This window comes from Phyllobacterium sp. RCAM01083 (genome assembly GCF_055685835.1).
In genome coordinates this window covers 1,691,190-1,717,470 of sequence record NZ_JBVFZN010000005.1, presented here as the reverse complement: position 1 = coordinate 1,717,470, position 26,281 = coordinate 1,691,190, and the positions used below count along the sequence as shown (strand labels likewise).

Genomic DNA, 26,281 nt, shown 5'->3' with positions numbered 1-26,281 from the left:
CGCAAGGGAAGGGTTCGCAAGGCAGGAATGGAAAGCAGATGGCACAGACGTTCGATACGATTTTCAGAAGCGGAATGGTTGTCAATCAGGATGGTGTCGGATTGCGCGACATCGGCATCACCAATGGCCGCATTGCCGCCATCGGCAATCTCGGCGGTGCTTCCGCCGGCGAGATCATCGATGCGACCGGCCTGCACATTCTGCCCGGCGTTGTCGACAGCCAGGTGCATTTCCGCGAGCCCGGCCTTGAGCACAAGGAAGATCTGGAAAGCGGTTCGCGCTCGGCCGTCCTCGGCGGTGTCACCGCCGTCTTCGAAATGCCCAATACCAAACCTCTGACCACGTCGGCGGAAACGCTGGAAGACAAGGTGCGGCGCGGCAATCACCGCATGCATTGCGATTTCGCTTTCTGGGTCGGCGGCACGCGCGACAATGCGAAAGACGTGGCCGAACTGGAACGTCTGCCGGGCGCTGCAGGCATCAAGGTGTTCATGGGCTCGTCCACCGGCGATCTCCTGGTCGAGGATGACGAAGGCGTGGCTTCCATCCTGCGCAACACCCGCCGCCGCGCCGCCTTCCACTCCGAGGACGAGTTCCGCCTGCGCGAACGCGAGAGCTACCGCATTGCCGGCGATCCCGCCTCGCACCCGGTCTGGCGCGATGAAATTGCCGCGCTCCAGTGCACCGAGCGGCTTGTGCGCATTGCGCGCCAAACCGGCGCGCGCATCCATGTGCTGCATATTTCCACGGCAGAAGAGATCGATTTCCTTGCCGGGCACAAGGATGTGGCCAGCTGCGAGGCAACGCCGCATCATCTGACGCTGGATGCCAGCCAGTATGCCACGCTGGGAACGCTGATCCAGATGAACCCGCCGGTGCGCGATGCGCGCCACCGCGATGGCATCTGGAAGGGCATCGGGCAGGGCATTGTCGATGTGCTCGGCTCCGACCATGCGCCGCACACGCTGGAAGAAAAGGCAAAGCCCTATCCGGCATCGCCGTCGGGCATGACCGGCGTGCAGACGCTGGTGCCGATCATGCTGGATCACGTCAATGCCGGGCGCCTGTCAATCGAGCGGTTTGTCGACCTGAGCTCGCACGGCCCCAACCGCCTGTTCGGCATGGCGCGCAAGGGCCGCATCGCCGTCGGTTATGACGCGGATCTGACCATCGTCGACATGAAGCGGCGCGAAACCATCACCAATGCGCAGGTCGGCTCGAAAGCCGGCTGGACGCCCTATGACGGCAGGATCGTCACCGGCTGGCCCGTCGGCACCATCGTGCGCGGTATCAAGGTCATGTGGGACGGCGAAATCGTCACGCCGTCGCAGGGCGAGCCGGTGCTGTTTGGCGAAGCGCTCGGTCAGGGCAGGTAAATCTGCGCCTTCATGAAGGTGACCGCCGATCCTGAAATGAGAACGCGGTCGCCTTTGAGTTCGCACAGAAGGTGCCCGCCGCGGCTGGAGCGCTGGAAGGCGGAAAGGTTCGGCTTGCCCAGCTTCTGCGCCCAGTAGGGCACCAGCGTCGCGTGAATGGAGCCGGTGACCGGATCTTCCGGGATGCCGGCGAGCGGCGCAAAGTAGCGCGAGACGAAATCGTGCTCATTGCCCTTTGCCGTGATCACCAGGCTGAGCGGATCGAGTTTCAGGATTGCGGGCAGATCAGGCACGAACGCCACGACCGCCCGTTCATCGGCAAGTTCGACGAACATGTTTTCGAAATTGCGGAACGCCTTGACCTCGCCCGTGCCGAAAATGTCCCTCAACGATGCTGGAATTTCGCTCAGGATCTCAGGCGGAAAACTCGGAAAATCAAGCTGGTAGCCATCATTGCTGCGATCGACGCGCAAGGTGCCGACCTGCGTCTCAAACACCAGCTGGCCGTCAATGCCCATCTCATGCGCGAGCACGTGCGAGGTCGCCAGCGTGGCATGGCCGCAGAACGGCGCCTCGTGCACCGGGGTAAACCAGCGCAGGTCCCATCCGCTGCCGTTGGGCCGCACGAATGCCGTCTCAGCCAGATTGTTCTCGGCGGCAATGTTCTGCATGGTTGCCTCGGGCAGCCAGTTGTCCAGCACCAGAACGGCGGCCGGATTGCCGCGGAAAAGCGCGCTGGTGAAAGCATCGACCTGATACATTGTGAATTCTGGCATGGGATGATTCCGTGGGGTGAAAGGTGCACCTATCGTGAGCGCAGCTTTCCGGCGGGTCAATGCGCAAATGGTCAACGGGTATCTGGTCCGGCAAGCGATACTCCATGAAAAAGTCATGGATGCTGATATAGACAGATGTCTGCTTCAAATACTGATCGAGAGAATTCCAATGCCAAACCGCCGTGATACGCTCCTGATGTCCGCTGCCGCCGCCATTTCCATGGCCGTCCCGGCGATGGCTGCCGGCGAGGCTGTTCCGGCGCCTGTCGGCAGCGTTGATGTGGCCAAACTCATGCAGCCGGGGCCGCTTGAGGACATGGTCCTCGGCAATGCCGACGCGCCCGTGACCATCGTTGAATACGCGTCCATGGCCTGCTCGCATTGCGCGGATTTCACCGTGCAGACGCTGCCCGTCATCAAACAGAAATACATCAGCACCGGCAAGGCGAAGCTCATCTTTCGCGAATTGCCGCTGGAGCCGCGCTCTACGGGCATTTTCATGCTGGCGCGCTGCGTGACCAAAGAGCGCTATTATCCCTTCATTGAAACGCTGTTCGGGCATCAGCGGCAGTGGATCCAGACAAAGGATATCATGGGCTATCTGCAGCAGACGTCCAAGCTGGCGGGGCTGTCGGAGCAGGAATTCACATCCTGCCTGGCCGACCAGGCACTCCTCAACAAGGTGAACGCCGTCCGGGAACGCGCACTGAAGGAGTTCGGCGTCACCGGCACGCCGACATTCTTCGTCAATGGCAGGAAATATGTCGGCGCGCTTTCGGTGGCCCAGATGTCGGCGATCATCGACGGCGCGTTGCAAGCCGCGCGGTAGGGCGCGCGGGGATTGCCCTCTGCTGCCGCAAGGTCAATTGGCGACGGCGATATGGCCCAGCTTTTCCGGGTTGCGCACGATGTAGATCGCCTTGATCTTTCCGTCCTCGATGGCGAGGGCGGTGGTCTGGAGCAGGCCGTCGGCTTCGCGGGTGACATAGCCGGGAAGGCCATCGATCAGTCCCTGACGCAACAGTGGCGGTTTGCGGTATTCGGCGTGGCGCGCAATACCGGCAAAGAAACGCGACACCTTGTCCTGTGTATAGACGGGATTGATCGCCGAGGGACGGATGCCGCCGCCATCGGTGTAGAGCGTGACATCCTCGGCGAGCAGCGCCTGCAGGGCCTGCATGTCGCCGCTGCGCGAGGCATTGAAGAAGGCTGTCGCAATAGTCCTGCCATGCGTGTCGGACACGGGAAAACGCGGTTTTGCCTGCTGCACATGGGTACGGGCGCGGCTGGCAAGCTGGCGGCAGGTTGCCGGATCGCGGCCGATGGCTTCCGATACCTGATTGAAATCCTGGCCGAACACATCATGCAGCAGGAAGGCCGCGCGTTCGAGCGGCGACAGCCGTTCCAGCGCCATCATCAGGGTGAGGGTGATATCATTGTCGGTTTCCTCCTCGCTGGGGTCGAAGATTGGCTCGGGCAGCCAGCTTCCCACATAGGTCTCCCGCCGCACGCGCGCCGATTTCAGGTGATCGAGGCAAAGCCGCGATATGGTGCGCACGAGGAAGGCTTCCGCGCTGCGCACCTGCGACCGGTCGGCCTGGTGCCAGCGGATGAAACCTTCCTGCACGATGTCTTCCGCCTCCGCGACTGAACCGAGCATGCGGTAGGCAATGCGGATCAGCCGGGGCCGGAGGCGGTTGAATGTTTCCGTCGCGTCAGGCTGCACGGGCTTTGTCGACCGGATGGACGGAGCGGAAGCCGACGGAAATCCGGTTCCAGGCGTTGATGGTCACGATCAGCATGGTCAGTTTGACGATCTCCTCTTCGGTGAACTGCGTCTTGAGGGGCTCAAAGTCGCGGTCGTCGGCATGAGTCTGCGCAACCAGTGTCAGTGCCTCGGTCCAACCGAGCGCGGCGCGCTCACGGTCGCTATAAAGCGGCGATTCCCGCCAGGCATCAAGCAGCACCAGGCGCTGCACCGTCTCACCATGCTTGATCGCATCCTTCGAATGCATGTCGAGGCAGTAGGCGCAGCCATTGATCTGCGAGGCGCGCATCTTGACCAGCTCGATCAGGCTGTGTTCGAGGCCGCTTTTGACAACGGCGTCCTCCATGTCAAGCATTGGCTTCATGATGGCGTAGCTATAGGGAATCAATCGGGCTTTCATCAGTCATCTCCTTGTGCGGCATTGCGTTGCCTGCAGACAAGACGAGATGGAAAGGCCGGATGTGACATGCCCCGCAAATTTTTCGGATTATTTTTCAGCCGAGCGGAAAAGCCTGCAGCACAAGGATGCGGTGTGCGGTTTCCCGTGCGGCGGCATCGTCTTTGACAAAGGCAAAGGGAACGCCGAAAGCATGGCCGAACGCCTGGGAGGCGAGCTTGATCGGCTTTGCCACCGGCCCCTTGTTCTCGATGACGATGGCGCCGGCACACCAGCGCGCCAGCTGGTCGCGAAAGCGTTTGAGCACCTGCGAGCGTTGCTTGCGCTGCTCGTGCGGCTCCTCCTGATGATCGTCGGGCGAATGATCGGCGATCATGACGAAGCGTTCGCCGCGGGCAAACAGCGCCCTGATCTGCGCTTCCGGGCTTTCGCTGCTGTCTTGGTCGGCACGCAGATAGACAAGCGGAAATTCCTTCAGATCAATGAACATCGTTGTCTCCTACAGGTGCATGGCGACGAATTCCCTGAGTTTGGGATCACGGATCGATAAGAAGTCAAACAGACCCAATGCAACCAGTGCGGGCAGCGCATCGAGAATATCCTGTTCGGTCAGCTCCCGCTCCTCGGCGGTTGCGCCGGGTTTCAGCCAGAGCCGTGCATTGATGAGGAAGGCGCCGACCGTCCCCTTGCGCACGGCAACGTCGTTGACCTCTACCTGGTTGATATTGTCGGGCAAAATGTCCTGGGCACGCATCGTCGTCTCCTTGGCAAAAATCATGCGAGCAAACTAGCCATGACGCATTGGCGCTGCTATCGTATCCATGCCAATGAATACGGCGTTGAGGCCAAAATGAGCTATTTCATCACCCCGGAACAAGCCATGTCGTCCGAAGGCCCGATCATCATTGCGGGCAAGCAGGAGAGGAGTGTTCCACGGTTCGTTGCTGTCCACGCCCATGCGCGCGGCCAGCTGCTGGGGGCGAGCACCGGTCTGTTGACGATTGGAACGGAAGCGGGGCAATGGGTCGTTCCCGCCATCCACGCGGTGTGGATACCGCCGTATCACAAGCATTCGCTGCAGTCGCACGGGGCCTATTTCGGCTGGAGTGTCTACGTGGCGGAGCCGGAATGCGCGATGCTCCCCGCCATTCCCTGCACCCTGCGCAGTTCCGGCCTGCTGCGCGAGGCGGTCAGCCGGGCGGCCGGCTGGAAGGGCGAGGTGCTTGATCAGGGACAGGAGCGGATTGCGCGCGTCATTCTCGATGAGATCGCCAGCCTGCCGCATGAGGATCTCGGGCTGCCGATGCCGGCGGATGCGCGGCTGGCGCGCATCGCCCATGCCTTTACCGGCAATTTGCTCGACGAACGAAAAGCCGAGGATTGGGCTGACTGGGCGGGTATTCCCGCCCGGACGATGACGCGCAAATTCGTGGTTGAAACGGGTTTCACCTTTACCGAATGGCGCCAGCGCGCCCGGCTGATGCGGGCGCTGGAACTGCTGGCAGCGGGGCAGGCGGTCACATCAGTTGCGCTTGATGTCGGCTACAACAATATCAGCGCCTTCATTGCCATGTTCCGGCGCGTGTTCGGGGTTACGCCCACGCGCTATTTCGCTGGTGGAGGGTCTTAGTCGCCGTTGACGAAGAAGCGCCAGCGGCCCTTCGGCGTAATGCCGAGGCGGTAGAACACATAGGTGCCGAACTGCTTCATCTCGTCATAATCACCGGCGGTGACGATCTGGAAGAGCTCCACGCGCTGCTTGGCATCGAGCTTGTCGAGCGGGTAGGCGAAGAAATACGGCCAGACATAGAGCTCATCAGGCGTTCCGGCATCCAGATGGACGTAGCCTGAATTGAGGATATCGATGGCGATGGCGAGGATTTCCTGTCCATCCGTGTCGCCGGCAAGGCTCTTCAGATAGGCAATCGGGTCGCCGTCCGTATCGGCGAGCGACAGCATCGTCATGTCGTCGCCCGAGCCGATCAGCGGCCGCAGGGATTCCAGCGAACCGGTCTTGGCTGCGGCAATGATAAGCTCGCGCATCTTCTGCACCGGGAAGGGCAGCTTGGTGACGTCGTATTCCACGTGCGGCGGCGGCGAGCCTTCCGGTACGTTCGGCAGGGCCGGATTGCTGCGCGGCGCGCCAGCCGTATCGTTTTCCTTGGCAGCGGGTGCCTCGGGCGCCTTCTTTTCCTGCGCTGCGGCAGGGGCGGCGGGCTTTTCCGGTGTTGTCGTGGCGGGTTTGGTTTCCGAAGCGGCAGGCGGAGCTGCCGGGGCGGTGCCCGCCGGTGCCTTCTCCTCGGGCTTTGCCGGAGCCGTTTCAGTGGCCTTCGGCAGCTCTTCCTTCTTGATCTCGCTGAGCGCCAGCTGCACGGGCCTGTCCAGTCCGGCGGCATAGGCAGGAACAGCGCAGGCGCAAAGGACTGCCGCTAGAAAACCTGTTCTGGCGATCACGGAAGCGGAAGCGAGCTTGTCGAGCATGCAGGATCACCCGGTCGTTGAATTATTGCAGGACGCGATTCGAAGAGAATTCACCTGCAGAAATACGTTCGCGCAGCACTTCGAGCAAGGCCAGCGCGGACACTTCGCCGTTATCCCGGATCAATTCGGTCAGCGCGGTCGCAAATGCAGCTTCGGCCATGATCTCGGGCTCGATACCTTCAAGAGTGCCATCTGCCCAGACTTCATTCTGATATTCGATCGCAACCAGCTTTTTTTCTTCTGCAACCAACTTATCGAGGTCCGCCGATGTCATGTTCATGATTATACCATCCTTGGCCGAAGCCAATTCTTAAACTGCCGCTAAACAATACCATACGTTTTGCTTAAAATGCGGTCCTTTGGCTTCAACAGTTAAAGCCTGGTTAATTTCCATAGCCCGATATGATCTCCGAAGAAAGCCTTTCTCCTTCGGTCTGGTAGCGGTCAATCGCCGCAATCGCCTGGCTCGTGCACGCCGTATAGGTCTCGGTAAACGTCCGGTAGCCGCGGTTGAAACTGGCCACCAGCCGTGCCCGGCGGGCAGGGTCCGGATTCTCCGCCGCCAGCAGCGAATCCATCCTGTCGCGCCACTGGCTGCTTTTTTCGCCGCAGATGTTGCGCAGCGAATGAATGGAGCCGAGAATTTCCGCCAGCCGGATCAGCTTTGTTTCATACAATGGGTCCACCGCGTGGGCGGGACCCGCGCTGACGATCGCCAACAGAAATGCTGATATCAATGCTCTGCGGCGCACGTCTTGACCCTGTGGCGGTGGAATCCCCTGCAGACGGTTGTGGCCGGAAAGCAAGGCGTCTTCAAGGCGCAATGCGGCAATACCCTCAACTTTTGAAGGTTCGCGCCAGGGCGTGGGCCATGTCGAGCACGCTGGCGGTGACATCGAAGCCGGCCATTTCCTCGACTTTCAGCCAGTGGACCGCCGCCGCGTCATCGGCGGCAATGGCCTCGCCCCGGGGATCGTGCGCCAGGAAAACCGCGAGGCGATAGGGCCGGGGGGCGGGAAATTCCGGGGTCGAATAATCGAAGACAACCGTGTCGAGATAGGACACCTCCGTCGCGCGGATGCCGGTTTCTTCGAACAGTTCGCGGATGGCGGCGCTATCAGGCGCTTCTCCCTCTTCGCGCCGCCCGCCGGGGAAGGCCAGCCAGCCCTTGGCGGGTTCGCGCCCGCGCTCCACCAGGAGGAAAGCCTCGTTGCGGATACAGACGGCTGAAACGCCGTCAACATCGGGGGAAAGCGGAATCTGTGCCATATGTCAGGGGTATGTCGCGGCTGGGGCTTTGACAAGAGCATCGTGCAACATCCCGCAAACTCCACCTTGACCCGGCATCGAAAAACCGGATGATCGCCACTCCAATTCAAATAGGCTCTCATTGCATGTGCGGACGTTTTGCCCTCCTCGGAACCCCAGAAGAGATCGAAGCCCTGATGGGGCTGATGGATGTCGAGGCCTTTCCGGCCCGCTACAATATCGCGCCGACACAGCCGGTGCTGATGATCGTCTCGGGCGAAACGCCGCCGCCCGGCAGCAACCGCCCCGACCGGCGGGCGCTTTTGGTGCGCTGGGGATTCATTCCCGGCTGGGTCAAGGACACCGCCGATTATCCGCTGATGATCAATGCCCGTTCGGAAACCGCCATCGACAAGGCATCCTTCAAGACCGCCATGCGGCATCGCCGCGCGCTCATTCCCGCTTCGGGTTTTTACGAATGGCGCCGCGACGGCAAGAACAAGTCGCAGGCGTTCTGGATCCGCCCCAAGCATGGCGGCGTCATCGCCTTTGCCGGCCTGTACGAGCCATGGGCCAATGCGGAAGGCTCGGAAATGGACACGGGCGCGATCCTGACCACCAGCGCCAATGAAACGCTGCGCCCCATTCATGACCGCATGCCCGTCGTCATCGAACCCAAGGATTTCAGCCGCTGGCTCGACTGCAAGACCCAGGAGCCGCGCCATGTCGCCGATCTGCTGAAACCCGCCCAGCCGGACTTTTTCGAGGCGATACCGGTGTCCGACAAGGTCAACAAGGTTGCCAATATGGGCCCGGACATTCAGGAGCGGGTGGCCGAAGGGGCTTTTGAGGTCAAAAAACCGCTGCGGCAGAAGCCGCCCGAGTCCGACGATCAGATGAAGCTGTTCTGACCGTCCATCCAAGCCTCTCCTTCAGATTTCAGGATTTTCCCATGTTTTCCGCCGCTTTGTCCGGTTTCCTTCTCGGTGCCTCGTTGATCATCGCCATCGGCGCGCAGAATGCCTTCATTCTGCGCCAGGGGCTTTTGCAGGAGCATGTTTTCATCCTGTCCCTGATCTGCGCGCTGTCCGATGCGCTGCTGATCACCGCCGGTGTTGCCGGTCTCGGCACATTGATTGCCCAGTCCCCCCAGCTGATTTCGATGGTCACGCTTGGCGGCGCGGCATTCCTGTTCTGGTATGCATCGGTGGCATTTCGCCGGGCGCTCAAGCCGGAGGCCATGCAGGCGGCGCGCTCGGACGGGGGCTCGCTGAAGGCGGCCATTGCCACGGTTCTGGCGCTGACCTTCCTCAATCCGCATGTCTATCTGGATACGGTGGTTCTGCTGGGCGGCCTGTCGGCGCGTTTTGAAGGCGCCAACCGCGCGGCCTATGGCGCCGGAGCTGCGGTCGCCTCGTTCGTCTGGTTTTTTGGCCTCGGCTACGGCGCGAGACTGCTGCAGCCGGTTTTTGCCAGGCCGGCCGCATGGCGTGTTCTGGACGTCCTGATCGGCCTTGTCATGGCCGGGATCGCCCTCAGTCTGTTAGTCCGTTTCCTGCACGGTTGAAACGGTCAGCAGCGGCCGCTGGCGCGGCTTGGTCAAAACGGCGGCCTGAACGGCGGCCGGGCCAATCGCACGGTATTGTGCGGCCAGATGATCGGCGAAAACGGTGTCGCGGGCTTTGGCCGCTACGGAAGTGTTGGTCATGTGTCCGGTCCTGTGTCGCGGGGACAATTCCCCTCTGTTCTGGGGTGCAGGAATCCCGGTCAATTCCGCCGGAAAAAAGGCACATTCCGGGAGGATTTTGGGCTTTCCGGTTAATTTGAATTAACCAGTTCAAACCCGATAAATTTGCCACACCCGGCCGTTGGCAAGTTGCGCTTGACCTTGCGCCCCGGCTCAATCATAAATGCAATCATGAAAACGTCGTCCGTAACGATTATTACCTGTCGGATTATTATCAGCTAGCGCTTCGCTGGCCCCGGCCGTTTTCGTCTCAAAATTCGCTCCAAAGATGTGAAACGCACCGGTCGCCAGACCAGCGCCGTGATATGCGTTTTTACCGTTGCAACCCGAATTTGAGATCAAAGACATGCCGCAGACCCTGAGCCTCTACAACACGCTCACCCGCACGAAGGAAGATTTCGTGCCGATCGATCCGAAAAACGTGCGCATGTATGTCTGCGGTCCGACCGTCTACGACTATGCCCATATCGGCAATGCCCGCCCGGTGATCGTCTTCGACGTCCTGTTCCGGCTGCTGCGCCATCTGCATGGCGAGGCGCAGGTGACCTATGTGCGCAACATCACCGACGTGGATGACAAGATCAACGCCCGTGCGGCGCGCGACTATCCCGGCCTGCCGCTCAACGAGGCGATCCGGATCGTCACCGACAAGACCAATGCGCAGTTTCAGGCGGATGTGACGGCGCTGGGCAATCTCGAGCCGTCGGACCAGCCGCGCGCCACGGATTACATCCGGGAAATGGTGGCGATGATCGACCGGCTCGTCGAGCAGGGCGTCGCCTATGTCGCCGACGGCCATGTGCTGTTTTCGCCCTCCGCAATGAATGCCCGCAAGGGTCCGCGCTACGGGCTGCTTGCCCGCCGTTCGGCCGATGACATGCTCGCCGGCGCCCGCGTCGACGTGGCGTCCTACAAGCGCGACGAGATGGACTTTGTTCTGTGGAAGCCGTCCAAGGTGGATGAACCCGGCTGGCCGTCGCCCGCGGGCATTGAAGGGCTTGGCCGTCCCGGCTGGCACATCGAGTGCTCCGCCATGGCGATGGCCAAGCTGCTCGAACCCTTCGGCGGCGGTCTTGCCTGCGACGATCCGATGAAGAACATTTTCGATATCCATGCCGGCGGCATCGATCTGGTGTTCCCGCACCATGAGAACGAGATTGCCCAGTCGTGCTGCGCGCTGGGGACAGAGCGCATGGCCAATATCTGGATGCACAATGGTTTCCTGCAGGTCGAAGGCCAGAAAATGGCCAAGAGCGCCGGCAATTTCTTCACCATCAACGAGCTGCTCCAGACCACGACCTTCGGCGATCGCAAATGGCCGGGCGCGGTGTTGCGCCTCGCCATGCTGATGACCAATTACCGCGAGCCGATCGACTTCACCGTCAACAGGCTCGAGGAAGCGGAGAACATCCTGGTCAAGGCGCGCGAATATGTTGGCGATGCGCCTGTCGGCACGATCCCGGATGATGCGATCACCATCCTGTCGGATGATCTGGCGACGCCGAGCCTGATCAACTGGCTGGCATCGATCCGCAAATCCGGTTCGGTCAGCCCGGCGGATTACCACGCGGCATTTGCCCTGCTGGGCGTGGATGTGGCGGGTCAAACCGCCGCCAGCCTGTCCGACGCCTTCAAGGCGGAGCTCGATGCCAGGATCAGCGAGCGGTTGTCCCTGCTTGCGGCGAAAAGTTTTGCCGAGGCGGACCGCATCCGCAATGAGCTTCTGGAGCAGGGCATCCAGCTGAAGGACGGCAAGGACCCGCAGACCGGCGAGCGCGTGACAACCTGGGAGGTGAAACGGTGAGTCTTGATAACAAGCCCGTCTATAGCGGCGGCTGTCAGTGCGGCGCGGTGCGGTTCCGCGTTGAAGGTGCGCTGACCGATACCTCCATCTGTCATTGCCGCATGTGCCAGAAGGCTTTCGGCAATTTCTATGCGCCGCTGGTTTCCACCCGGACGGCGCACCTGGAGTGGACGCGCGGCGAGCCGAAACGCTTCCGCTCGTCCAATCACGTCCAGCGCGGCTTCTGCGCCGCTTGCGGTACGCCCCTGACCTACGAGGCGCCCGACGGCGTCGCGCTGGCCATCGGCGCCTTCGATCATCCGGAGGAACTGGCGCCGCTCGTGCAATGGGGCATCGAAGACAAGCTGCCTTTTGTCGATGATCTCAGCCGGTTGCCGGGCTACAGGTCCGATGGCGATCCGGAATCGATCGAATTCCTGAAAACAATGGTTTCCAACCAGCATCCCGATCATGATACGGATGCATGGCCGCTGGGGGAGGCGGGCAAGTGACAAAAGAACGCGTTTATCTCTTCGACACGACGCTGCGCGACGGGCAGCAGACGCCGGGCATCGATTTTTCGGTCGAGGACAAGAAGGTCATTGCCGATATGCTCGATGAGTTCGGCCTCGACTATGTCGAGGGCGGATATCCCGGCGCCAATCCGACCGACACGGCCTTCTTTGCGGAAAAGCGCACCAAACGGGCAAAGTTTGCCGCTTTCGGCATGACCAAGCGCGCCGGTGTTTCGGTGTCCAACGATCCGGGGCTGGCAGCCTTGATCGGCTCTTCGGCCGATGTCGTCTGTTTTGTCGGCAAGAGCTGGGACTACCATGTCCGTGTCGCGCTCGGCTGTACCAACGAGGAGAACCTCGAATCCATCGATGCCTCCGTCCGGGCGGCGGTCGAGGCGGGCAAGGAAGCCATCGTCGATTGCGAGCATTTCTTCGACGGCTACAAGGCCAACCCGGACTATGCCATGGCCTGCGCCAGGACCGCCTATGAGGCCGGGGCGCGCTGGGTGGTGCTGTGCGACACCAATGGCGGCACGCAGCCGAATGAAGTCAGCGCGATCGTCCGCGCCGTCACCAAAGCCATCCCCGGCGATCACCTCGGCATCCATGCCCACAACGACACGGAGCAGGCGGTTGCCAATTCGCTCGCGGCCGTCGATGCGGGCGTGCGTCATATCCAGGGCACGCTCAACGGCATCGGCGAGCGCTGCGGCAATGCCAATCTGATCACCATCATCCCGACACTGGCGCTCAAGCCCGCCTGGTCGGACCGCTTCGAAACCGGCATCAGCGCCGAAAAGCTCAAGGGCCTGTCGCGCCTGTCGCGCAGTTTCGATGAACTGCTCAACCGCGCGCCCAATGCGCAGGGCGCCTTTGTCGGCGCGTCAGCCTTTGCCACCAAGGCGGGCATTCACGCCTCGGCACTGATCAAGGAACCGGCGACCTACGAACACATACCGCCGGAGACTGTCGGGAACCGCCGCAAGGTGATGGTGTCGGATCAGGGCGGAAAGTCCAATTTCATCAATGAACTGGAACGGCGCGGCATTCCCGTTGCAAAAAACGATCCGCGCCTCGATACGCTGATCGCACTGGTCAAGGAGCACGAGGCTGAGGGTTATGCCTATGAGGGCGCCGATGCCAGTTTCGAACTGCTGGCCCGCCGCACGCTCGGTACGGTGCCGGAATTCTTCAAGGTCGAATCCTTCCGCTGCATGGTCGAACGCCGTTTTGATGCCAACGGCAATATCAAGACCGTTTCCGAAGCCGTGGTCCGCGTCGAGGTTGATGGCGAGCAGCGCATGTCCGTGGCGGAAGGGCATGGCCCGGTCAATGCGCTCGATCTGGCCTTGCGCAAGGACATGGGGCGCTACCAGCACGAGATCGACGATCTGGTGCTGGCGGATTTCAAGGTGCGTATCCTCAATGGCGGCACGGAAGCCATCACCCGGGTTCTGGTCGAATCGACGGATTCCAGCAATGTGCGCTGGTGGACGGTGGGCGTTTCCGACAATATCATCGATGCCTCGTTTCAGGCGCTGATGGACTCAATCGTCTATAAATTGATGAAAAATCGCGATCTCGCTGGCAAAATCGCTGCCGAGTGAGCCGGTTTTCTCGATTTTTGGATGAAATTGATCCCAAATCATCAAGGGCGTTGATGGGATGATCAGCCGAATTCGATAGACGTTTCCGGCCTGTAGTCGTAGAGCATCGCCGCATGAGTGAACAGATCAATCAAAGCGGCCTTGGGGCTGGAGCAATCGCAGCTGAAGCAGGGCCGGGAATGTCCGACGGCAGGAAAGGCTTTATCTTTGCGCTTTCCGCCTATCTGCTGTGGGGCATCCTGCCGTTCTATCTGAAAGCCGTGGCTTACATGCCGGCGCTGGAAGTGGTGGCGCACCGCATCGTCTGGTCGGTTCCCATTGCCGGTGCCGTGCTGTGGTGGCTGGGCCGTTTCGACGATCTGAGAACCGCGCTGACAACGCCGCGCATGCTGGCCATGGCCACCTTGACGGCGACGCTGATCACCATCAACTGGGGCACCTATGTCTGGGCCATCGGCGCCGGACACGCCATCGACACGGCGCTCGGCTATTACATCAATCCGCTGGTGAACGTGGTGCTCGGCAGTATTTTCCTGTCGGAAAAGCTGACGCGCCCGCAGATGGTGGCAGTCGGCCTTGCGGCCTGCGCGGTTGTGCTCCTGACCATTTCATCCGGCGGCCTGCCGTGGATTTCGCTGGTTCTCGCCTTCAGCTTCGGGTTCTACGGCTTCTTCCGCAAAACGTTGCCCATCGGTCCGACGCAAGGCTTCATGCTGGAAGTGCTGATCCTGTCCATTCCCTCGCTTGGCTTCATTGCCTGGACCGTGGCGCAGGGTACGAGCCATTTCGTCAATGGCGGCAGCCATGATATCGGCCTTCTCCTGTTTGCCGGTCCGGCCACGGCCATTCCGCTTATTCTCTACGCTTTTGGCGCAAAACTCCTGCGCTATACCACCATCGGCCTGATGCAGTATCTCGCGCCGACCATCGTGTTCCTCTGCGCCATCTTCGTGTTCAAGGAGCCGTTCTCCAACAGCCAGTTCATTGCCTTCGCGCTGATCTGGGCGGCACTGGCGATCTACACCTGGTCGATGCTGCATGAATCGCGCAAGGCGAAGCTTTCCTAACGCCCTGATCCGCCGATCCTGCGGACGATCAGGTAGACCATGGCCGAAATGATCACGGCGAGCAGCGCCACCACCCAGAAGCCATGCGCGCTGTTGGCAAAGGGCAGGCCGGGCGTGTTCATGCCGAACAGTCCGGTGATGACATTGCTCGGCAACAGCACGGCAGTCATGACGGAAAGCACGTACAGAAACCGGTTGGACTGATCGGTCATCTTGGCCAGCAGCTCGTCCTGCAGCAGCCTTGCGCGCTGCTGCAGCTGTTCGCCTTCCGCATGCAGCGTTGCCGCGCGGATCGACAGGCCTTCGATCAGGTCGTCCAGATCTTCCGGCAGGGCGCGCCGGTCCGCATGGTCGATATGGCGGAACAGGCTGGTGGCAGCCGTGAGATAGCGGTGAAACACCACGATCTGGCGGCGCACAGGCACCAGCCGTTCGCGCTCGCCCTGCCATTTTTCGCTGACGATGTGGTCCTCGATGGAATCGAGCGTTTCCGAAAGCCGGTTGATCTCGGCCTTGAGCAGGTCGAGAAAGCGCCGGAATATCGCGTTGAACAGTGCGATCGGCGCGGCCGGCCTGATCTTGCCGCGATTGATGGACTGGCGCACGTCATCCACCGATTGCAGCGGGTGGCGGCGGCCGCTGATGAACAGGTTCCTGTCGAAGGCAAAGCGGAAATAGCCGAGCTCGCGCGGATCGCCGTAGTGCTCGTGCTGCAGATCCGGCAGTTCGCCGAACAGCCAGCCGTCTTCGAAGCTGATCTGGCATTGATCGCCGGAGGAGAGAAAGGCTTCGCGCACGCTGTCCGGCAGGCTCTTGTCCGCTTCGAGGCTGCGCCGGGCGCGCGCATCGGCCAGCGCATAGCTCTTCCAGGTCCATGCCTTGTCCGTCGCGGCGGCAGGTTCCGACAGCAAGGCGCCGTCGCTGCCGAAGCGGTAGGATATGACGAAGTCGTCGTGGGGCAGAAGTTTTGCTTCGGGGGCGGGATCTAAGCTCAGCGTTTGAACCATGAAATCCCCGCTCCTTTGCTGCTACAGCCGTTCGATGATCGCTTCGTCGCCGTCCCGGTCGCCTCTTGCGGCTGCTTTGAGGATCGCCGGAACGATATCTTCCGGGCGTTCTACCACAAGCGGATTGACCAAATGTGACGTATGCACGAAGCCTTCCGCCTTCATGTGATCGATGAGGGCAAGCATCGGATTCCAGAACCCGTTGATGTTGGCGAACACCATCGGCTTGCGGTGGCGCCCGAGCTGCGCCCAGGTCATGATCTCGACGATCTCCTCCACCGTGCCGATGCCGCCGGGCAGGGTGACGAAGGCGTCGGAGCGCTCGAACATCTTGTGCTTGCGCTCGTGCATGTCCTCGGTGACGACCAGTTCCGACAGCTGGCCGAGCGCATGCTCGGTGGCTTCCTTGTTCATCAGGAACTTCGGAATGATGCCGGTGACCTTGCCGCCCGCCGACATGACACCGTCGGCAACGGCGCCCATGATGCCCTTCGTGCCGCCGCCGTACACCAGCTCAAGCCCGTTTTCGGCAATGGATTTGCCCAGCATCCTGCCGCTCTGTTTGTAAATCGGATCGCGGCCCGGAGACGAGCCGCAGTAAACGCAGATGGATTGAATCTTGCTCATTTGAAAAGTGGTGCCTTCTGTGCGGTGAAACGTCAAGCCGCTGCGGATGCGACAAAAGCCTCGAATTGCGAATCTGGTAGAATAATCACAAAGAATGAGGCTGAATCTAAACGGTTTTCTTGTGGCAGAGCACAAAAGGCGCTAGAGCAAAAAGAACAAAAGGGTTGGGGATCGATGGTCAAGAACAAGTTTGCACTATTGGGGTTTGGCGTTGTTGTCGCCGTGGGGCTGGTTGCTGCCTATCTGGGGTTTGTTCCGGGTAAGCCGACTTCCAATACGCCGGCCGTAACGGCGAGCGGAAACGCACCTGCGCCAGCCGCGCAAACGCCAGCCGCAAAACCGGCCGAACAGCCGCAAGCTGCAGTTCCCGCTGCGCCCTCGGCCGACACGACGGCACCGGCTGCCGCGCCAGCCACAGGCACGACGACGCCGCCGGTTGAAGCAGCCGAGGGCAAGCCGGGTGCGCCAACCTTCGATGTGCTGCGCGTTGACCCCAAGGGGACGATCGTTCTGGCGGGCAAGGCTGCCAACAATGCCAAGGTGGACCTTCTGGCCCGCGGCGATATTCTTGGAACCACCAAGGCTTCGCCCAATGGCGACTTCGTCATCGTCCTCGATGATCCCCTGAAGCCCGGCGATTACCAGCTGGTCCTGCGCTCGACGGCACCCGATGGCAGCGCCATGACATCGCTGGAAACCGCCATCGTTTCCATCCCCGAAACCAAATCGGGGCAGGTGCTGGCGCTTGTCGAACAATCCGGCCAGCCGAGCCGGCTGATCACCGTGCCGGAAGCTCCGGCAGGTCAGGCGGCTTCCAACCAGCCGGCGGCAGCAGCGGCGCCCACCGGCGACAAGCCTGCCAAGCAGCCCGCCGCCAAGGCCCGCATCGTTGTCGAAGCGGTGGAGATCGAAGGCAGCAAACTGTTCATCGCCGGCATTGCCGATGCCGGCTACACGGTCAAGGTCTATGCCAATGACAATCTCATTGGCTCGACCAAGACGGGCGCCGATGGCCACTTTCTCGTGCAGACAACCCGCGACCTGCCCGTGGGCGACTATATCATCCGTGCGGACATGGTGGAAAAAGACGGCGTAACCGTCATTGCCCGCGCCGCCGTGCCGTTCAAGCGCGAGGCAGGCCAGCGCGTGTCGGCCGTCGCACCATCCGCAACGCCCGCACCGGCGGCAACGCCGCAGGCTTCGCCCGAAGCAGCCCCGGCTGCCGGCAGTGAACAGGCGCCGGGCACCGATACGGCCAAGCCGCTTCGCAATGTCGATGGTTCGGTCATCATCCGGCGCGGCGACAATCTGTGGACGATTTCGCGCCGGACCTACGGTGCAGGTGTGCGCTACACGACGATCTATCTGGCCAACAAGGAGCAGATCCAGAACCCGAACAGGATTTTCCCCGGACAGGTCTTTTCATTGCCGGAAAAGGACAAGCCGGCGCCGCAATAACGTAAGGACGGACGGGTGGCATTCGCGATCAAAGCCGAGATTCGCGATCCGCAGGCAGAAATGTTCGCATTCACCGCGCAGAAGACCATGTATGGCGGCAAGCATATCGCCGCCGGTGACACAGTCTTTCTCTTCGCCAGCGAGAACGAGGGCGGGCAGGGGCTTGTCGCGCGCGGTGTCGTCATCTCAGCCGAAGCCGTCGCCAGGAAGAGCGGCGTCATCAGGCAAACGCCGCGTGTCAGCGTTGTGATCCGGCGCAATGCCCTTGCCGCGCATCCGCTGGGCAGGCGTGAACTCAGGCATCTGACCGACTGGAAAGATGGTGAGCCCGGTACGGAACTCAACTTCAAGTTCTACCGCCAGGCAACCGACAAGATCGTCGGACTCTCGGATCGGACGGCGGCGTTTCTCGACGGCTTTTTCTGAAGCTTGAGCGTCGGACATGCTCCAAAACCGCACCCGTATGGCATGGATGACCCGCTTTAACCCTTGCATTGGAAAATTATATCGTTTATCGCCGATGAACGATGAAATGCAGCAACCGATTTCAACAGGCGATGTCAGATGCGGAAACGGCGCGGATTCTCACCGCGCTCGCCCATCCCGCGCGCCTGCGCATTGTCCGGCAGCTGGCCGGGCTGAACGCCTCCTGCTGCAAGGATATTGTCGCAACGCTTGATCTGGCGCAGTCGACCGTATCGCAGCATCTGAAAATACTGGTCGATGCCGGTCTGGTGAATTACCGCCAGTCCGGCCAGAGTTCCCATTACAGCATCAATCCGGACGCCTTTGCCGATGTCGCCGCCCTTGTCGGCGATATGGCCAATCTGTGCTGTCCGCCCGATACCATTGTGCCGGCAGCGCGGGTAGCCGCTGCGGCCATCAAGGAATAGCCGTGGCTGAAAAAACTGTCTCCGCCGAGTCTGGCAAAACGCTGCAGACCATCCGCAATCTTTGGACCTATATGTGGCCGGATGAACGTCCCGACCTGAAGATGCGGGTCGTCTGGGCCTCGTTCTACCTGCTGATTTCCAAGGTCATCCTCATTCTGGTGCCCTATTTCTTCAAATGGGCGACCAATGCCTTGAACGGCAAGTTCGTGCCGTCCGATCTCTTGCCGCTCATTCTCGTCGGCCCGCTGATGCTGGTGGCCGCCTACAATGCCGCGCGCATCATTCAGGCGGGACTGAACCAGCTGCGCGATGCGCTGTTTGCCAGTGTCGGGCAATATGCCGTGCGCAAGCTTGCCTACCGGACATTCGTGCACATGCACAACCTGTCCCTGCGCTTCCACGTCGAGCGGCGCACCGGCGGCCTGTCGCGCATCATCGAGCGCGGCACCAAGGGCATTGAAACCATCGTCCGCTTCACCATCCTCAACACCGCGCCGACGATCATCGAATTCCTGCTGACCGCCGTGATCTTCGCGTTTGCCTATGGCCTGTCCTATCTCGCCGTGGTCGTGGCGACGGTCTGGCTCTACACCTGGTTCACCATCCGTGCCAGCGACTGGCGGATCAGCATCCGCCGCGACATGAACGATTCCGACACGGACGCCAACACCAAGGCCATCGACTCGCTCCTGAACTTCGAGACCGTCAAATATTTCGGCAACGAACAGATGGAGGCCAGCCGCTTCGATGCGGCCATGGCGCGCTACGAGATTTCCGCGACCCGCATCTGGACATCGCTCGGCTGGCTGAACTTTGGCCAGTCGGTGATTTTCGGCATCGGCATGGCGGTCATGATGATCATGTCGGGCAGGGAGGTGCTGGCCGGCACGCAGACCCTCGGCGATTTCGTCTTCATCAATGCCATGCTCATGCAGCTTTCCATTCCGCTCAATTTCATCGGCTTCATCTACCGCGAAGTGCGGCAGGGCCTGACCGATATCGAACAGATGTTCGACCTTCTCGATGTCGAGCAGGAGGTGACCGACAAGCCCGGTGCCAAGCCGCTGGTGATCGAGCGCGGCGCCGTGCGCTTTGACAATGTGAAGTTCGCCTACGATCCCAAGCGTCCGATCCTCAAGGGGGTGAGCTTCGAGGTTCCCGCCGGCAAGACCGTCGCCATTGTCGGCCCGTCAGGCGCCGGCAAATCCACCCTGTCGCGCCTGCTTTACCGCTTCTACGATATCCAGGGCGGTTCGATCAGCATTGACGGCCAGGATATCCGCGACGTGACGCAGGAAAGCCTGCGCGCGGTGATCGGCATGGTGCCGCAGGATACGGTGCTGTTCAACGATACCATCGCCTACAACGTCCGCTATGGCCGCATCACGGCGACGGAAGAGGAAGTGCGCAACGCGGCCGAGCTTGCCCAGATCGGCAGTTTCATCCAGAGCCTGCCGGAAGGCTACAACGCCATGGTCGGCGAGCGCGGCCTGAAACTCTCCGGCGGTGAAAAGCAGCGCGTTGCCATTGCCCGCACCATTTTGAAGGCGCCGCCGATCCTGATCCTCGACGAAGCCACCTCGGCGCTCGACAGCGCGACGGAACATGAAATCCAGGCTTCGCTCGATCTGGTCAGCCGCGACCGCACCACGCTGGTGATCGCCCACCGCCTGTCGACGATCATCGGTGCCGACGAGATCATCGTGCTCAAGGACGGCGTGATTGCCGAACGCGGCCGCCATGCGGCGCTTCTGGCCGAAAACGGCCTCTATGCCTCCATGTGGAACCGCCAGCGCGAGGCAACCGAGGCCGAAGAACGCCTGCGCAAGGTGCGCGAGGAGGACGATCTGGGTGTCGTCGTTCGCGGCAAGCCTGCGCTCGACGTCGCCGTCGAGCCGTGAAAAGTCGCAGCCAGCAAAAGTCCGCCACTGAAGAATTCTGCTGATGACCGGTGCAAGCCGGGTTGAAAGGTTTGCCCCCGCTGCCAATCTCCGATAAGTAACGCGAAATTCCGGCGCGGCGTGTATGCTGCCCGGCGAACACCCGGCGCTGTCAGGAACAAAGCAATGAGCCTTGTCGATTCCATCCGCAACACTCTGGTCCCCATCCATCGGGAAGGTTATCCGTTCATCGCCGGGTTTGCCGGCGTGACCGTGGTTCTCGGTTATTTCTGGGAACCGCTGTTCTGGATCGGTCTCATCCTCACCGCCTGGTGCATCTATTTCTATCGCGATCCGCAGCGCGTCACACCGACCGACGACCGGCTGGTGATCAGCCCGGCCGATGGCATCGTATCGGCCGTCGGGCCTGCCGTGCCGCCGCGCGAGCTCAACCTCGGCGACCGCGAAATGACCCGCATTTCCGTGTTCATGAACGTGTTTTCCTGCCATATCAACCGCGCCCCGGTGCGCGGCCGCATCACCACCATTGTCCACAAGCCGGGCAAGTTCCTCAATGCGGAACTCGACAAGGCAAGCGCCGAGAACGAGCGCAACGGCCTGGTGATCGACAGCCCCAATGGCCGGGTTGCCGTGGTGCAGATTGCCGGTCTCGTGGCACGCCGCATTGTCTGCTGGGTCGATGAAAACAATTCCATTTCCATCGGCGAACGCTTTGGCCTGATCCGTTTCGGCTCGCGCGTGGACGTCTACCTGCCGGAAGGTTTTGCACCGCGCGTTGCCGTCGGCCAGACGGCCGTTGGCGGCGAGAGCGTGCTGGCGGAATTCGGCGGCGAGCCCAGCGCCCCGCTGGTCCGTATCAGCTGAGGCGCGCGGCATGAACGAACCCGAGACCGATCCGCTGTTCGATGAAAAGCCGCAGGTGCAGGAACCCACGGGTTCGCGCATCCCCATGCGCTACCTCGTGCCCAATGTCATTACGGTTCTGGCCATCTGCGCCGGTTTGACCGGCATCCGGCTGGCCTTCGAGAACCGCTTCGAGCTGGCGGTATCGATGGTTCTTCTCGCCGCGTTCCTCGACGGCATTGACGGGCGCATCGCCCGCATGATGAAGGGTTCGACAAAGTTCGGCGCGCAGATGGATTCGCTTGCCGATATCGTCAATTTCGGCGTGGCGCCCGCGCTGGTGCTCTATGCCTACATGCTGGATCAGGCCCGCTCCTTCGGCTGGATCGCCGCGCTGCTTTATTGCATTGCCTGCTGTCTGCGCCTGGCCCGCTTCAACGTGATGCTTGATGTGATCGGCAAACCGGCGTGGCAGGGCAATTTTTTCACCGGCGTTCCCGCTCCGGCGGGGGCCATGCTGGTGATGCTGCCGGTCTATCTCGGCTTTCTCGGCCTCGCGCCGACGCGGCCGCTGGCCTTTGCCGGCGCCGCCTATACCGTCTGCGTGGCGATCCTGATGATCAGCCGCCTGCCGGTGTTCAGCGGCAAGGCAGCCGGAACAAAGCTCCGCTCCGACTGGGTGATGCCGAGCTTCCTGTTCATCGTGGTCTATGTGGCATTCCTGATGAGCTACACGTGGCAGACGCTGACGCTGACGACCGTCGGCTTCTTCCTGAGCCTGCCGTTCAGCGCCCGCGCGTGGAAGCGGCACGAGGCGGCGGATGCCGCCGCCGCTGCCGAACCTGCCGCCGGTTCAGAGACACCCGCGTCCTGAAGGGATTGCAGGGGCCATCATGCGTGGTTCGACAAGCTCACCATGAGGGATGGAGTGGGCTGCACTGCAATCACAAGCGTTACAGAATAAAGCTCCCTGCCATCCTCCTCCTCCCTCATGGTGAGCTTGTCGAACCACGCACAAAGGCTCTGCAGCAGCACATCTATTGCGCTTTGAGCGTTCGGTTGAACGCGTCTGTGATCATATCGATCAGCTGCGCGTGAATGGCGCTGCGGGATCGCCCGCCGCCATCGTCGCACAGCGGTTCCGTTACGCCCTCAGCCTTCAGTTTGTCCGATGCACCGGCCTTGCACGCGGCGAACATGCTGAAATGGTTGGCATCCTCGATGCTTGCATAGCGCGCGCCCGGAATGATGTCAGCCATCCACGACGCCTGCAGCGTGTGGGGAATGTCACCTTTTCGACCGAGGTTCACGAGGTCGACGGGGATTGCGATGCCTGCAACACTTTCCGCTGTGAGCGTGTCCGACATGGCCGGGTCGATTGCAACTGCCGAGCCAATACGGTTGTCCCTATAGTCCAGGCCCGCCCGCTGCACATCCATCCTGTGCAGATCAACGCCGCTCTGTGCGAGCCATTCGCACAGGGAGTGGTTGCGCAGATCGGTATCGCAATAGGCCGCGAGGCGTTGCTGGTCCATACGGGCGCCTGCCACCGCAAGGGCGGTGTAGCCGCCCATGGAAAGGCCGAGCGCGCCGACGTTTGTCCAGTCGATCCGGTCGCGGAAAACCGTTCCGGTTTTCAATCCATCCAGGGTCGCGGTGAAATCCGCTGGCCGCAGCCAAAGCTTCATCGTCTCGCTTGCCGATTTGTTTCCGCTCTGATTTCCGGGGTGATTTGGCGCGGCGACAATATATCCCTGCCGAGCCAAGGGGGCGGCAATCCAGCCCGTGGCTTGCGCATTGCCGGCAATGCCGGTGCCGTGGGAAAGCAGGATGAGCGGAAATTTCCCCTCAACGGGCGGTGCATCGCGCATGCTGGCGGTCCCCTTGAAAAGCGGGGTATCGCCCAGCAGGACTTCTTCGCCGCCGGTCCGTGCCGGATACCAGACCGTCACATCGAGATCGGTTGCGCGCTCTTTGGAGGGAACGGCGATTTGCCGAACGCCAGCAATTTGATCGGCAAGCGCCTGTTGAAGAGGCCAAAACACACCCAGAACGACCAGAACTGCGGCACTGAAAAATCTCATGATAATGTTCCTTGTTTCGAGAGGTGGAGATCAGCGGATCGTCACGCGGGCATAGTCGCTTTTGATGCTGATCGCGGGTTTGGCACCGGGTGTGCTGTCGCGCTTGCTGTCGACGAGGGATGCCTTGGCATCCACGGCGTAGCTGATGGGAACGTCCTTGCCGAAGCTGAACGAGGCGTCGAGCGCGCGGGAATCGAGCCGGATGATCTCGCTGTTGCTGACGCGGGCAAAGCGCAGGTCGCTGCGCACGGCGTCACCCGAAATATCAAGGCTCGCGGCGTGACCATCCAGCGCAAAATCCGCCGCATGGCCTTTGATGCGCACGACGCCGTAGTCACCGGTCAACCGGGCCTGCAGTGCCGCCTGTTCGATGCTGACATCGCTGTCGGCTGGCAGGCTGGCGCGGATCAGCACCTCGCAGTCGGAAAGGCTGAGCAGCGGTGCGTTGACCACGTGGATGCGCAGCGTCCGTTCCCTGACCTCCATGGTGGTGCGGGTGGCGCATTGATCGGCGAACCAGCTCGAATACCAGCCGGAGAACCAGCCGGACCGTGTGGCGGTGATGCGGGCCTGATAGGGCGCGCCATCGCCTGCGGTGAACACGATGCGGCTGGCTTCCCCCGTAATGGCGACGCTGTTGATCGCACCGATATCGAGCGGCGGCTTGACCTGGTCGGCGGCGCTGGGGGTTACGGTTCCGAAGAGAAGCAGAATGGCGGTGATAAGGCTCAGCATGATGGGCTCCTGTGGGTTGGCATGGCAACCAGAGGAGGGCGCTATCCGCTGAAATTCGACCTTGATCACAATTCAGGTCGTCCGCGATCGCGTTTCAGCACATAGTGGGCCTCATCCACTCGTTCCGGTCGCAGGTTTCATGCTGTTTGTTCCATTGCCGTTTGTCGTCGCCGTCCTGCTTGTCGTCCTTCTCGTCCAGATGATCCGGCGAAGCGACGGCAATGACAGGAATCCGTTCTTCCTCGCCCTGGTGTCGGTCTATGCCCTGCAATCGGTGGTGATCGGGGTGCGCTGGGGGTACGATGTGCTGGAGGTCTTGCCGGTCCAGGCCGTGCTCGCCGTCATCATCGCCACGCTGGCATGGCTGAGTTTTGACGGCCTGCGCGGCGAGCGGCCGCTAGCCGAACGTCCATGGTTGCTGCTGCACGTGCTGCCGACGCTTGTGGTGATCGGCCTCATCGCCTTCTGGCCTGCGCCGGTCTCGCTGGCTATCATCCTGATGTTCGCAGGCTATGGCGTTGCCCTCTGCCGCCTCGCCTTTGCCGGTCCGGATGCATTGGGCTCATCCCGGCTCGACGGTGTCATCAGCGCCTACCGGGCATTGCAGGTGACGGCCTTTGCCGTTTCCAGTTCCGCGGTCATCGACATCGTCATCAGCTGGGATTTTGCCCAGTCGGGCGGCAGCCATTCCGCCCGCATCGTTGCCATCGGCAATGTCCTCGCCCTGCTCGTCCTCGGGAGCGCGGCCACGGTCGCGGGAACCAGCCGCCCGGAGGCGCGGGACGAAACCGTCGCGGAAGAGGGCGCGTCTCCGGTGCTGCCCAGCGCCGAAGATACGGACATCGCCGCCGCGCTCGATCGGCTGATGCAGGCGCGGGAACTCTACCGGGATGTCGATCTCAACCTCAACCGCCTGGCGCGCAAGATGGGCCTGCCGGCCCGGCAGGTGTCGATAGCCGTCAACCGGGTCAAGGCGATGAGTGTCTCGCACTATGTCAATGATTACCGGGTGAGGGAGGCCTGCCGCCTGCTGGCGGATACGGATCGTGCGGTCACCGGCATCATGTTCGATGCCGGGTTTCAGACCAAGTCCAACTTCAACCGCGAGTTCCTGCGTGTCACCGGCTTGAGTCCGAAGGCCTGGCGCGCCAATGCGCTTGCCGCCGACAAATCCGGCGCGGCTATTATCCGCCTCGCCGGATGATCAGCCCTCAGCTCGGGTCGTTGTAACCCAGCAGTTTTCCGGCGCGCACGTCGTAGAGCTTGCCCGTGGCGTCGATCCTCGGATCGAGGATGAGCGCGATCTTGGCGGCCACCTCCGCCGCAGTCGGCAGTGTGTCCGGATCTTCGCCCGGTACGGCCTGCGCCCGCATCGCGGTGCGTGTCGCGCCGGGATTGACCGAATTGATGCGCAGTTTTGTCTGGCGCGCTTCCTCGGCCCAGCTGCGGCCCATCACCTCGACAGCGGCCTTGGATGCCGCATAGGGCCCCCAATAGGCGCGGGCGGAGTGGGCAACGCCTGACGACAGCAGCACCGCACGGCCCGCCTCGGAAAGCTTCAGCAACGGGTCGGTGCTGCGGATCAGCCGCCAGACGCTGGTGACATTGATGTTCATCAGCTTGTCGAAGACTTTTGCTTCCACATGGCCGATCGGCGAAATCGTGCCAAGGATACCGGCATTGGCGACGAGAATGTCGAGCCTGCCCCAGCGCTCATGGATGGAACCGCCGAGCCGGTCGATGGCAGGCATGTCGGTCAGGTCGAGCGGCACCAGCGTTGCCGTGCCGCCCGCAGCCTTGATTTCGTCGTCCAGCTCTTCCAGCCCGCCTACGGTGCGGGCGACGGCAATCACATGCGCACCGCGCGCTGCCAGGTCTTTGGCAAGGAAATAACCGATGCCGCGGGATGCGCCGGTGACAAGCGCAAGCTTGCCGTCCAGCCGGAAACTGCCGTCAGAAATCATGAAT

At 61.6% G+C, this 26,281-nt stretch carries 31 protein-coding genes; 16 read left to right on the top strand and 15 right to left on the bottom strand.

Annotated elements, in window-relative coordinates:
* The first annotated feature begins 38 nt into the window (after window positions 1-38).
* Entirely contained in the window at window positions 39-1,376 is a 1,338-nt protein-coding gene (locus ACZ25R_RS15210; protein ID WP_472461425.1) for a dihydroorotase, read from the top strand.
* Here ACZ25R_RS15210 and ACZ25R_RS15205 read toward each other — a convergent pair.
* Window positions 1,364-2,152: a PhzF family phenazine biosynthesis protein gene (locus tag ACZ25R_RS15205; RefSeq protein WP_472461424.1), complete on the bottom strand. Its 789-nt coding sequence runs from the start codon at window positions 2,150-2,152 to the stop codon at window positions 1,364-1,366. The two genes, ACZ25R_RS15210 and ACZ25R_RS15205, sit on opposite strands and share 13 nt — an antisense overlap.
* 169 nt (window positions 2,153-2,321) lie before the next feature.
* On the opposite strand from ACZ25R_RS15205, the gene ACZ25R_RS15200 reads away from it, so the two are divergent.
* Window positions 2,322-2,981: a DsbA family protein gene (locus tag ACZ25R_RS15200; protein ID WP_472461423.1), complete on the top strand. Its 660-nt coding sequence runs from the start codon at window positions 2,322-2,324 to the stop codon at window positions 2,979-2,981.
* Between the two features lie 33 nt (window positions 2,982-3,014).
* Here ACZ25R_RS15200 and ACZ25R_RS15195 read toward each other — a convergent pair whose 3' ends face one another.
* The 4 genes from ACZ25R_RS15195 to ACZ25R_RS15180 form a co-directional block, all read right to left on the bottom strand.
* Window positions 3,015-3,812 carry a sigma-70 family RNA polymerase sigma factor gene (locus tag ACZ25R_RS15195; protein ID WP_464663230.1) on the bottom strand — a complete coding sequence of 266 codons (798 nt, stop codon included), beginning with the start codon at window positions 3,810-3,812 and terminating at the stop codon, window positions 3,015-3,017.
* 55 nt (window positions 3,813-3,867) lie between these two features.
* Entirely contained in the window at window positions 3,868-4,320 is a 453-nt protein-coding gene (locus ACZ25R_RS15190) for a carboxymuconolactone decarboxylase family protein (RefSeq protein WP_472461422.1), read from the bottom strand.
* A 94-nt stretch (window positions 4,321-4,414) separates the two neighbouring features.
* Window positions 4,415-4,807: a hypothetical protein gene (locus ACZ25R_RS15185; protein WP_472461421.1), complete on the bottom strand. Its 393-nt coding sequence runs from the start codon at window positions 4,805-4,807 to the stop codon at window positions 4,415-4,417.
* Window positions 4,808-4,816: 9 nt separating this feature from the next.
* A complete protein-coding gene (locus tag ACZ25R_RS15180) occupies window positions 4,817-5,071 on the bottom strand; it encodes a hypothetical protein (RefSeq protein WP_346308177.1) in 255 nt (84 codons plus the stop codon).
* 39 nt (window positions 5,072-5,110) lie between these two features.
* On the opposite strand from ACZ25R_RS15180, the gene ACZ25R_RS15175 reads away from it, so the two are divergent.
* Window positions 5,111-5,947 carry an AraC family transcriptional regulator gene (locus tag ACZ25R_RS15175; RefSeq protein ID WP_472461420.1) on the top strand — a complete coding sequence of 279 codons (837 nt, stop codon included), beginning with the start codon at window positions 5,111-5,113 and terminating at the stop codon, window positions 5,945-5,947.
* Here ACZ25R_RS15175 and ACZ25R_RS15170 read toward each other — a convergent pair.
* From ACZ25R_RS15170 to ACZ25R_RS15155, 4 genes are all read right to left on the bottom strand, one after another.
* Complete coding sequence (locus ACZ25R_RS15170) at window positions 5,944-6,798, bottom strand: hypothetical protein (protein WP_472461419.1); 855 nt, start codon at window positions 6,796-6,798, stop codon at window positions 5,944-5,946. The two genes, ACZ25R_RS15175 and ACZ25R_RS15170, sit on opposite strands and share 4 nt — an antisense overlap.
* Before the next feature lie 22 nt (window positions 6,799-6,820).
* Window positions 6,821-7,078, bottom strand: coding sequence for a hypothetical protein (locus ACZ25R_RS15165; protein WP_105736147.1), 258 nt, complete (start codon window positions 7,076-7,078; stop codon window positions 6,821-6,823).
* Window positions 7,079-7,181: 103 nt separating this feature from the next.
* The gene (locus ACZ25R_RS15160; protein ID WP_374042756.1) at window positions 7,182-7,604 is read right to left on the bottom strand and encodes a TIGR02301 family protein; all 423 of its coding nucleotides are present in this window, start codon (window positions 7,602-7,604) and stop codon (window positions 7,182-7,184) included.
* 31 nt (window positions 7,605-7,635) lie between these two features.
* The gene (locus ACZ25R_RS15155) at window positions 7,636-8,067 is read right to left on the bottom strand and encodes an NUDIX hydrolase (RefSeq protein WP_472461418.1); all 432 of its coding nucleotides are present in this window, start codon (window positions 8,065-8,067) and stop codon (window positions 7,636-7,638) included.
* Between the two features lie 125 nt (window positions 8,068-8,192).
* On the opposite strand from ACZ25R_RS15155, the gene ACZ25R_RS15150 reads away from it, so the two are divergent.
* Window positions 8,193-8,957, top strand: coding sequence for an SOS response-associated peptidase (locus ACZ25R_RS15150; protein ID WP_472461417.1), 765 nt, complete (start codon window positions 8,193-8,195; stop codon window positions 8,955-8,957).
* Window positions 8,958-8,998: 41 nt separating this feature from the next.
* Window positions 8,999-9,613: a LysE/ArgO family amino acid transporter gene (locus tag ACZ25R_RS15145; RefSeq protein WP_472461416.1), complete on the top strand. Its 615-nt coding sequence runs from the start codon at window positions 8,999-9,001 to the stop codon at window positions 9,611-9,613.
* Here the strand turns inward: ACZ25R_RS15145 and ACZ25R_RS15140 are convergent.
* Window positions 9,590-9,754, bottom strand: a complete 165-nt coding sequence (locus ACZ25R_RS15140) for a hypothetical protein (RefSeq protein WP_158531317.1) — start codon at window positions 9,752-9,754, stop codon at window positions 9,590-9,592. The two genes, ACZ25R_RS15145 and ACZ25R_RS15140, sit on opposite strands and share 24 nt — an antisense overlap.
* A gap of 385 nt (window positions 9,755-10,139) precedes the next feature.
* On the opposite strand from ACZ25R_RS15140, the gene cysS reads away from it, so the two are divergent.
* The 4 genes from cysS (at window position 10,140) to rarD (ending at window position 14,765) form a co-directional block, all read left to right on the top strand.
* Window positions 10,140-11,597, top strand: coding sequence for a cysteine--tRNA ligase (cysS, locus tag ACZ25R_RS15135; protein ID WP_472461415.1), 1,458 nt, complete (start codon window positions 10,140-10,142; stop codon window positions 11,595-11,597).
* Window positions 11,594-12,088, top strand: coding sequence for a GFA family protein (locus ACZ25R_RS15130; protein WP_472461414.1), 495 nt, complete (start codon window positions 11,594-11,596; stop codon window positions 12,086-12,088). The genes cysS and ACZ25R_RS15130 overlap by 4 nt, the downstream gene beginning before the upstream one ends.
* Window positions 12,085-13,698, top strand: a complete 1,614-nt coding sequence (gene cimA, locus ACZ25R_RS15125) for a citramalate synthase (protein WP_472461413.1) — start codon at window positions 12,085-12,087, stop codon at window positions 13,696-13,698. The genes ACZ25R_RS15130 and cimA overlap by 4 nt, the downstream gene beginning before the upstream one ends.
* Before the next feature lie 113 nt (window positions 13,699-13,811).
* Complete coding sequence (rarD, locus tag ACZ25R_RS15120; protein ID WP_464659773.1) at window positions 13,812-14,765, top strand: EamA family transporter RarD; 954 nt, start codon at window positions 13,812-13,814, stop codon at window positions 14,763-14,765.
* Here the strand turns inward: rarD and ACZ25R_RS15115 are convergent.
* Both ACZ25R_RS15115 and ACZ25R_RS15110 read right to left on the bottom strand, forming a co-directional pair.
* Window positions 14,762-15,772, bottom strand: a complete 1,011-nt coding sequence (locus tag ACZ25R_RS15115; RefSeq protein WP_472461412.1) for a CorA family divalent cation transporter — start codon at window positions 15,770-15,772, stop codon at window positions 14,762-14,764. The two genes, rarD and ACZ25R_RS15115, sit on opposite strands and share 4 nt — an antisense overlap.
* A gap of 21 nt (window positions 15,773-15,793) precedes the next feature.
* The gene (locus ACZ25R_RS15110; protein ID WP_223611260.1) at window positions 15,794-16,399 is read right to left on the bottom strand and encodes an LOG family protein; all 606 of its coding nucleotides are present in this window, start codon (window positions 16,397-16,399) and stop codon (window positions 15,794-15,796) included.
* Window positions 16,400-16,573: 174 nt separating this feature from the next.
* Here ACZ25R_RS15110 and ACZ25R_RS15105 point away from each other — a divergent pair, with 174 nt between their 5' ends.
* The 6 genes from ACZ25R_RS15105 (at window position 16,574) to pssA (ending at window position 22,368) form a co-directional block, all read left to right on the top strand.
* Entirely contained in the window at window positions 16,574-17,857 is a 1,284-nt protein-coding gene (locus ACZ25R_RS15105; RefSeq protein WP_472461411.1) for a LysM peptidoglycan-binding domain-containing protein, read from the top strand.
* A gap of 15 nt (window positions 17,858-17,872) precedes the next feature.
* On the top strand, window positions 17,873-18,283 hold the full coding sequence (locus tag ACZ25R_RS15100) for a hypothetical protein (RefSeq protein ID WP_472461410.1): 411 nt from the start codon (window positions 17,873-17,875) through the stop codon (window positions 18,281-18,283).
* A gap of 131 nt (window positions 18,284-18,414) precedes the next feature.
* Window positions 18,415-18,750, top strand: coding sequence for an ArsR/SmtB family transcription factor (locus ACZ25R_RS15095; RefSeq protein WP_223611257.1), 336 nt, complete (start codon window positions 18,415-18,417; stop codon window positions 18,748-18,750).
* Window positions 18,751-18,752: 2 nt separating this feature from the next.
* Window positions 18,753-20,651 carry an ABCB family ABC transporter ATP-binding protein/permease gene (locus ACZ25R_RS15090; RefSeq protein WP_472461409.1) on the top strand — a complete coding sequence of 633 codons (1,899 nt, stop codon included), beginning with the start codon at window positions 18,753-18,755 and terminating at the stop codon, window positions 20,649-20,651.
* Between the two features lie 165 nt (window positions 20,652-20,816).
* Window positions 20,817-21,515, top strand: a complete 699-nt coding sequence (locus ACZ25R_RS15085) for a phosphatidylserine decarboxylase (RefSeq protein WP_226904550.1) — start codon at window positions 20,817-20,819, stop codon at window positions 21,513-21,515.
* An 85-nt stretch (window positions 21,516-21,600) separates the two neighbouring features.
* On the top strand, window positions 21,601-22,368 hold the full coding sequence (pssA, locus tag ACZ25R_RS15080) for a CDP-diacylglycerol--serine O-phosphatidyltransferase (RefSeq protein WP_464663232.1): 768 nt from the start codon (window positions 21,601-21,603) through the stop codon (window positions 22,366-22,368).
* Between the two features lie 163 nt (window positions 22,369-22,531).
* On the opposite strand, the gene ACZ25R_RS15075 is transcribed toward pssA, so the two are convergent.
* A complete protein-coding gene (locus ACZ25R_RS15075) occupies window positions 22,532-23,578 on the bottom strand; it encodes an alpha/beta hydrolase family protein (RefSeq protein ID WP_472461408.1) in 1,047 nt (348 codons plus the stop codon).
* A 30-nt stretch (window positions 23,579-23,608) separates the two neighbouring features.
* Window positions 23,609-24,313, bottom strand: coding sequence for a hypothetical protein (locus ACZ25R_RS15070; protein WP_472461407.1), 705 nt, complete (start codon window positions 24,311-24,313; stop codon window positions 23,609-23,611).
* A 139-nt stretch (window positions 24,314-24,452) separates the two neighbouring features.
* Between ACZ25R_RS15070 and ACZ25R_RS15065 the strand changes: the two genes are divergently transcribed.
* Complete coding sequence (locus ACZ25R_RS15065) at window positions 24,453-25,517, top strand: helix-turn-helix domain-containing protein (RefSeq protein WP_472461406.1); 1,065 nt, start codon at window positions 24,453-24,455, stop codon at window positions 25,515-25,517.
* A 7-nt stretch (window positions 25,518-25,524) separates the two neighbouring features.
* Here the strand turns inward: ACZ25R_RS15065 and ACZ25R_RS15060 are convergent, their stop codons facing one another.
* Window positions 25,525-26,277, bottom strand: coding sequence for an SDR family NAD(P)-dependent oxidoreductase (locus ACZ25R_RS15060; RefSeq protein ID WP_223611252.1), 753 nt, complete (start codon window positions 26,275-26,277; stop codon window positions 25,525-25,527).
* Between the last annotated feature and the right edge of the window lie 4 nt (window positions 26,278-26,281).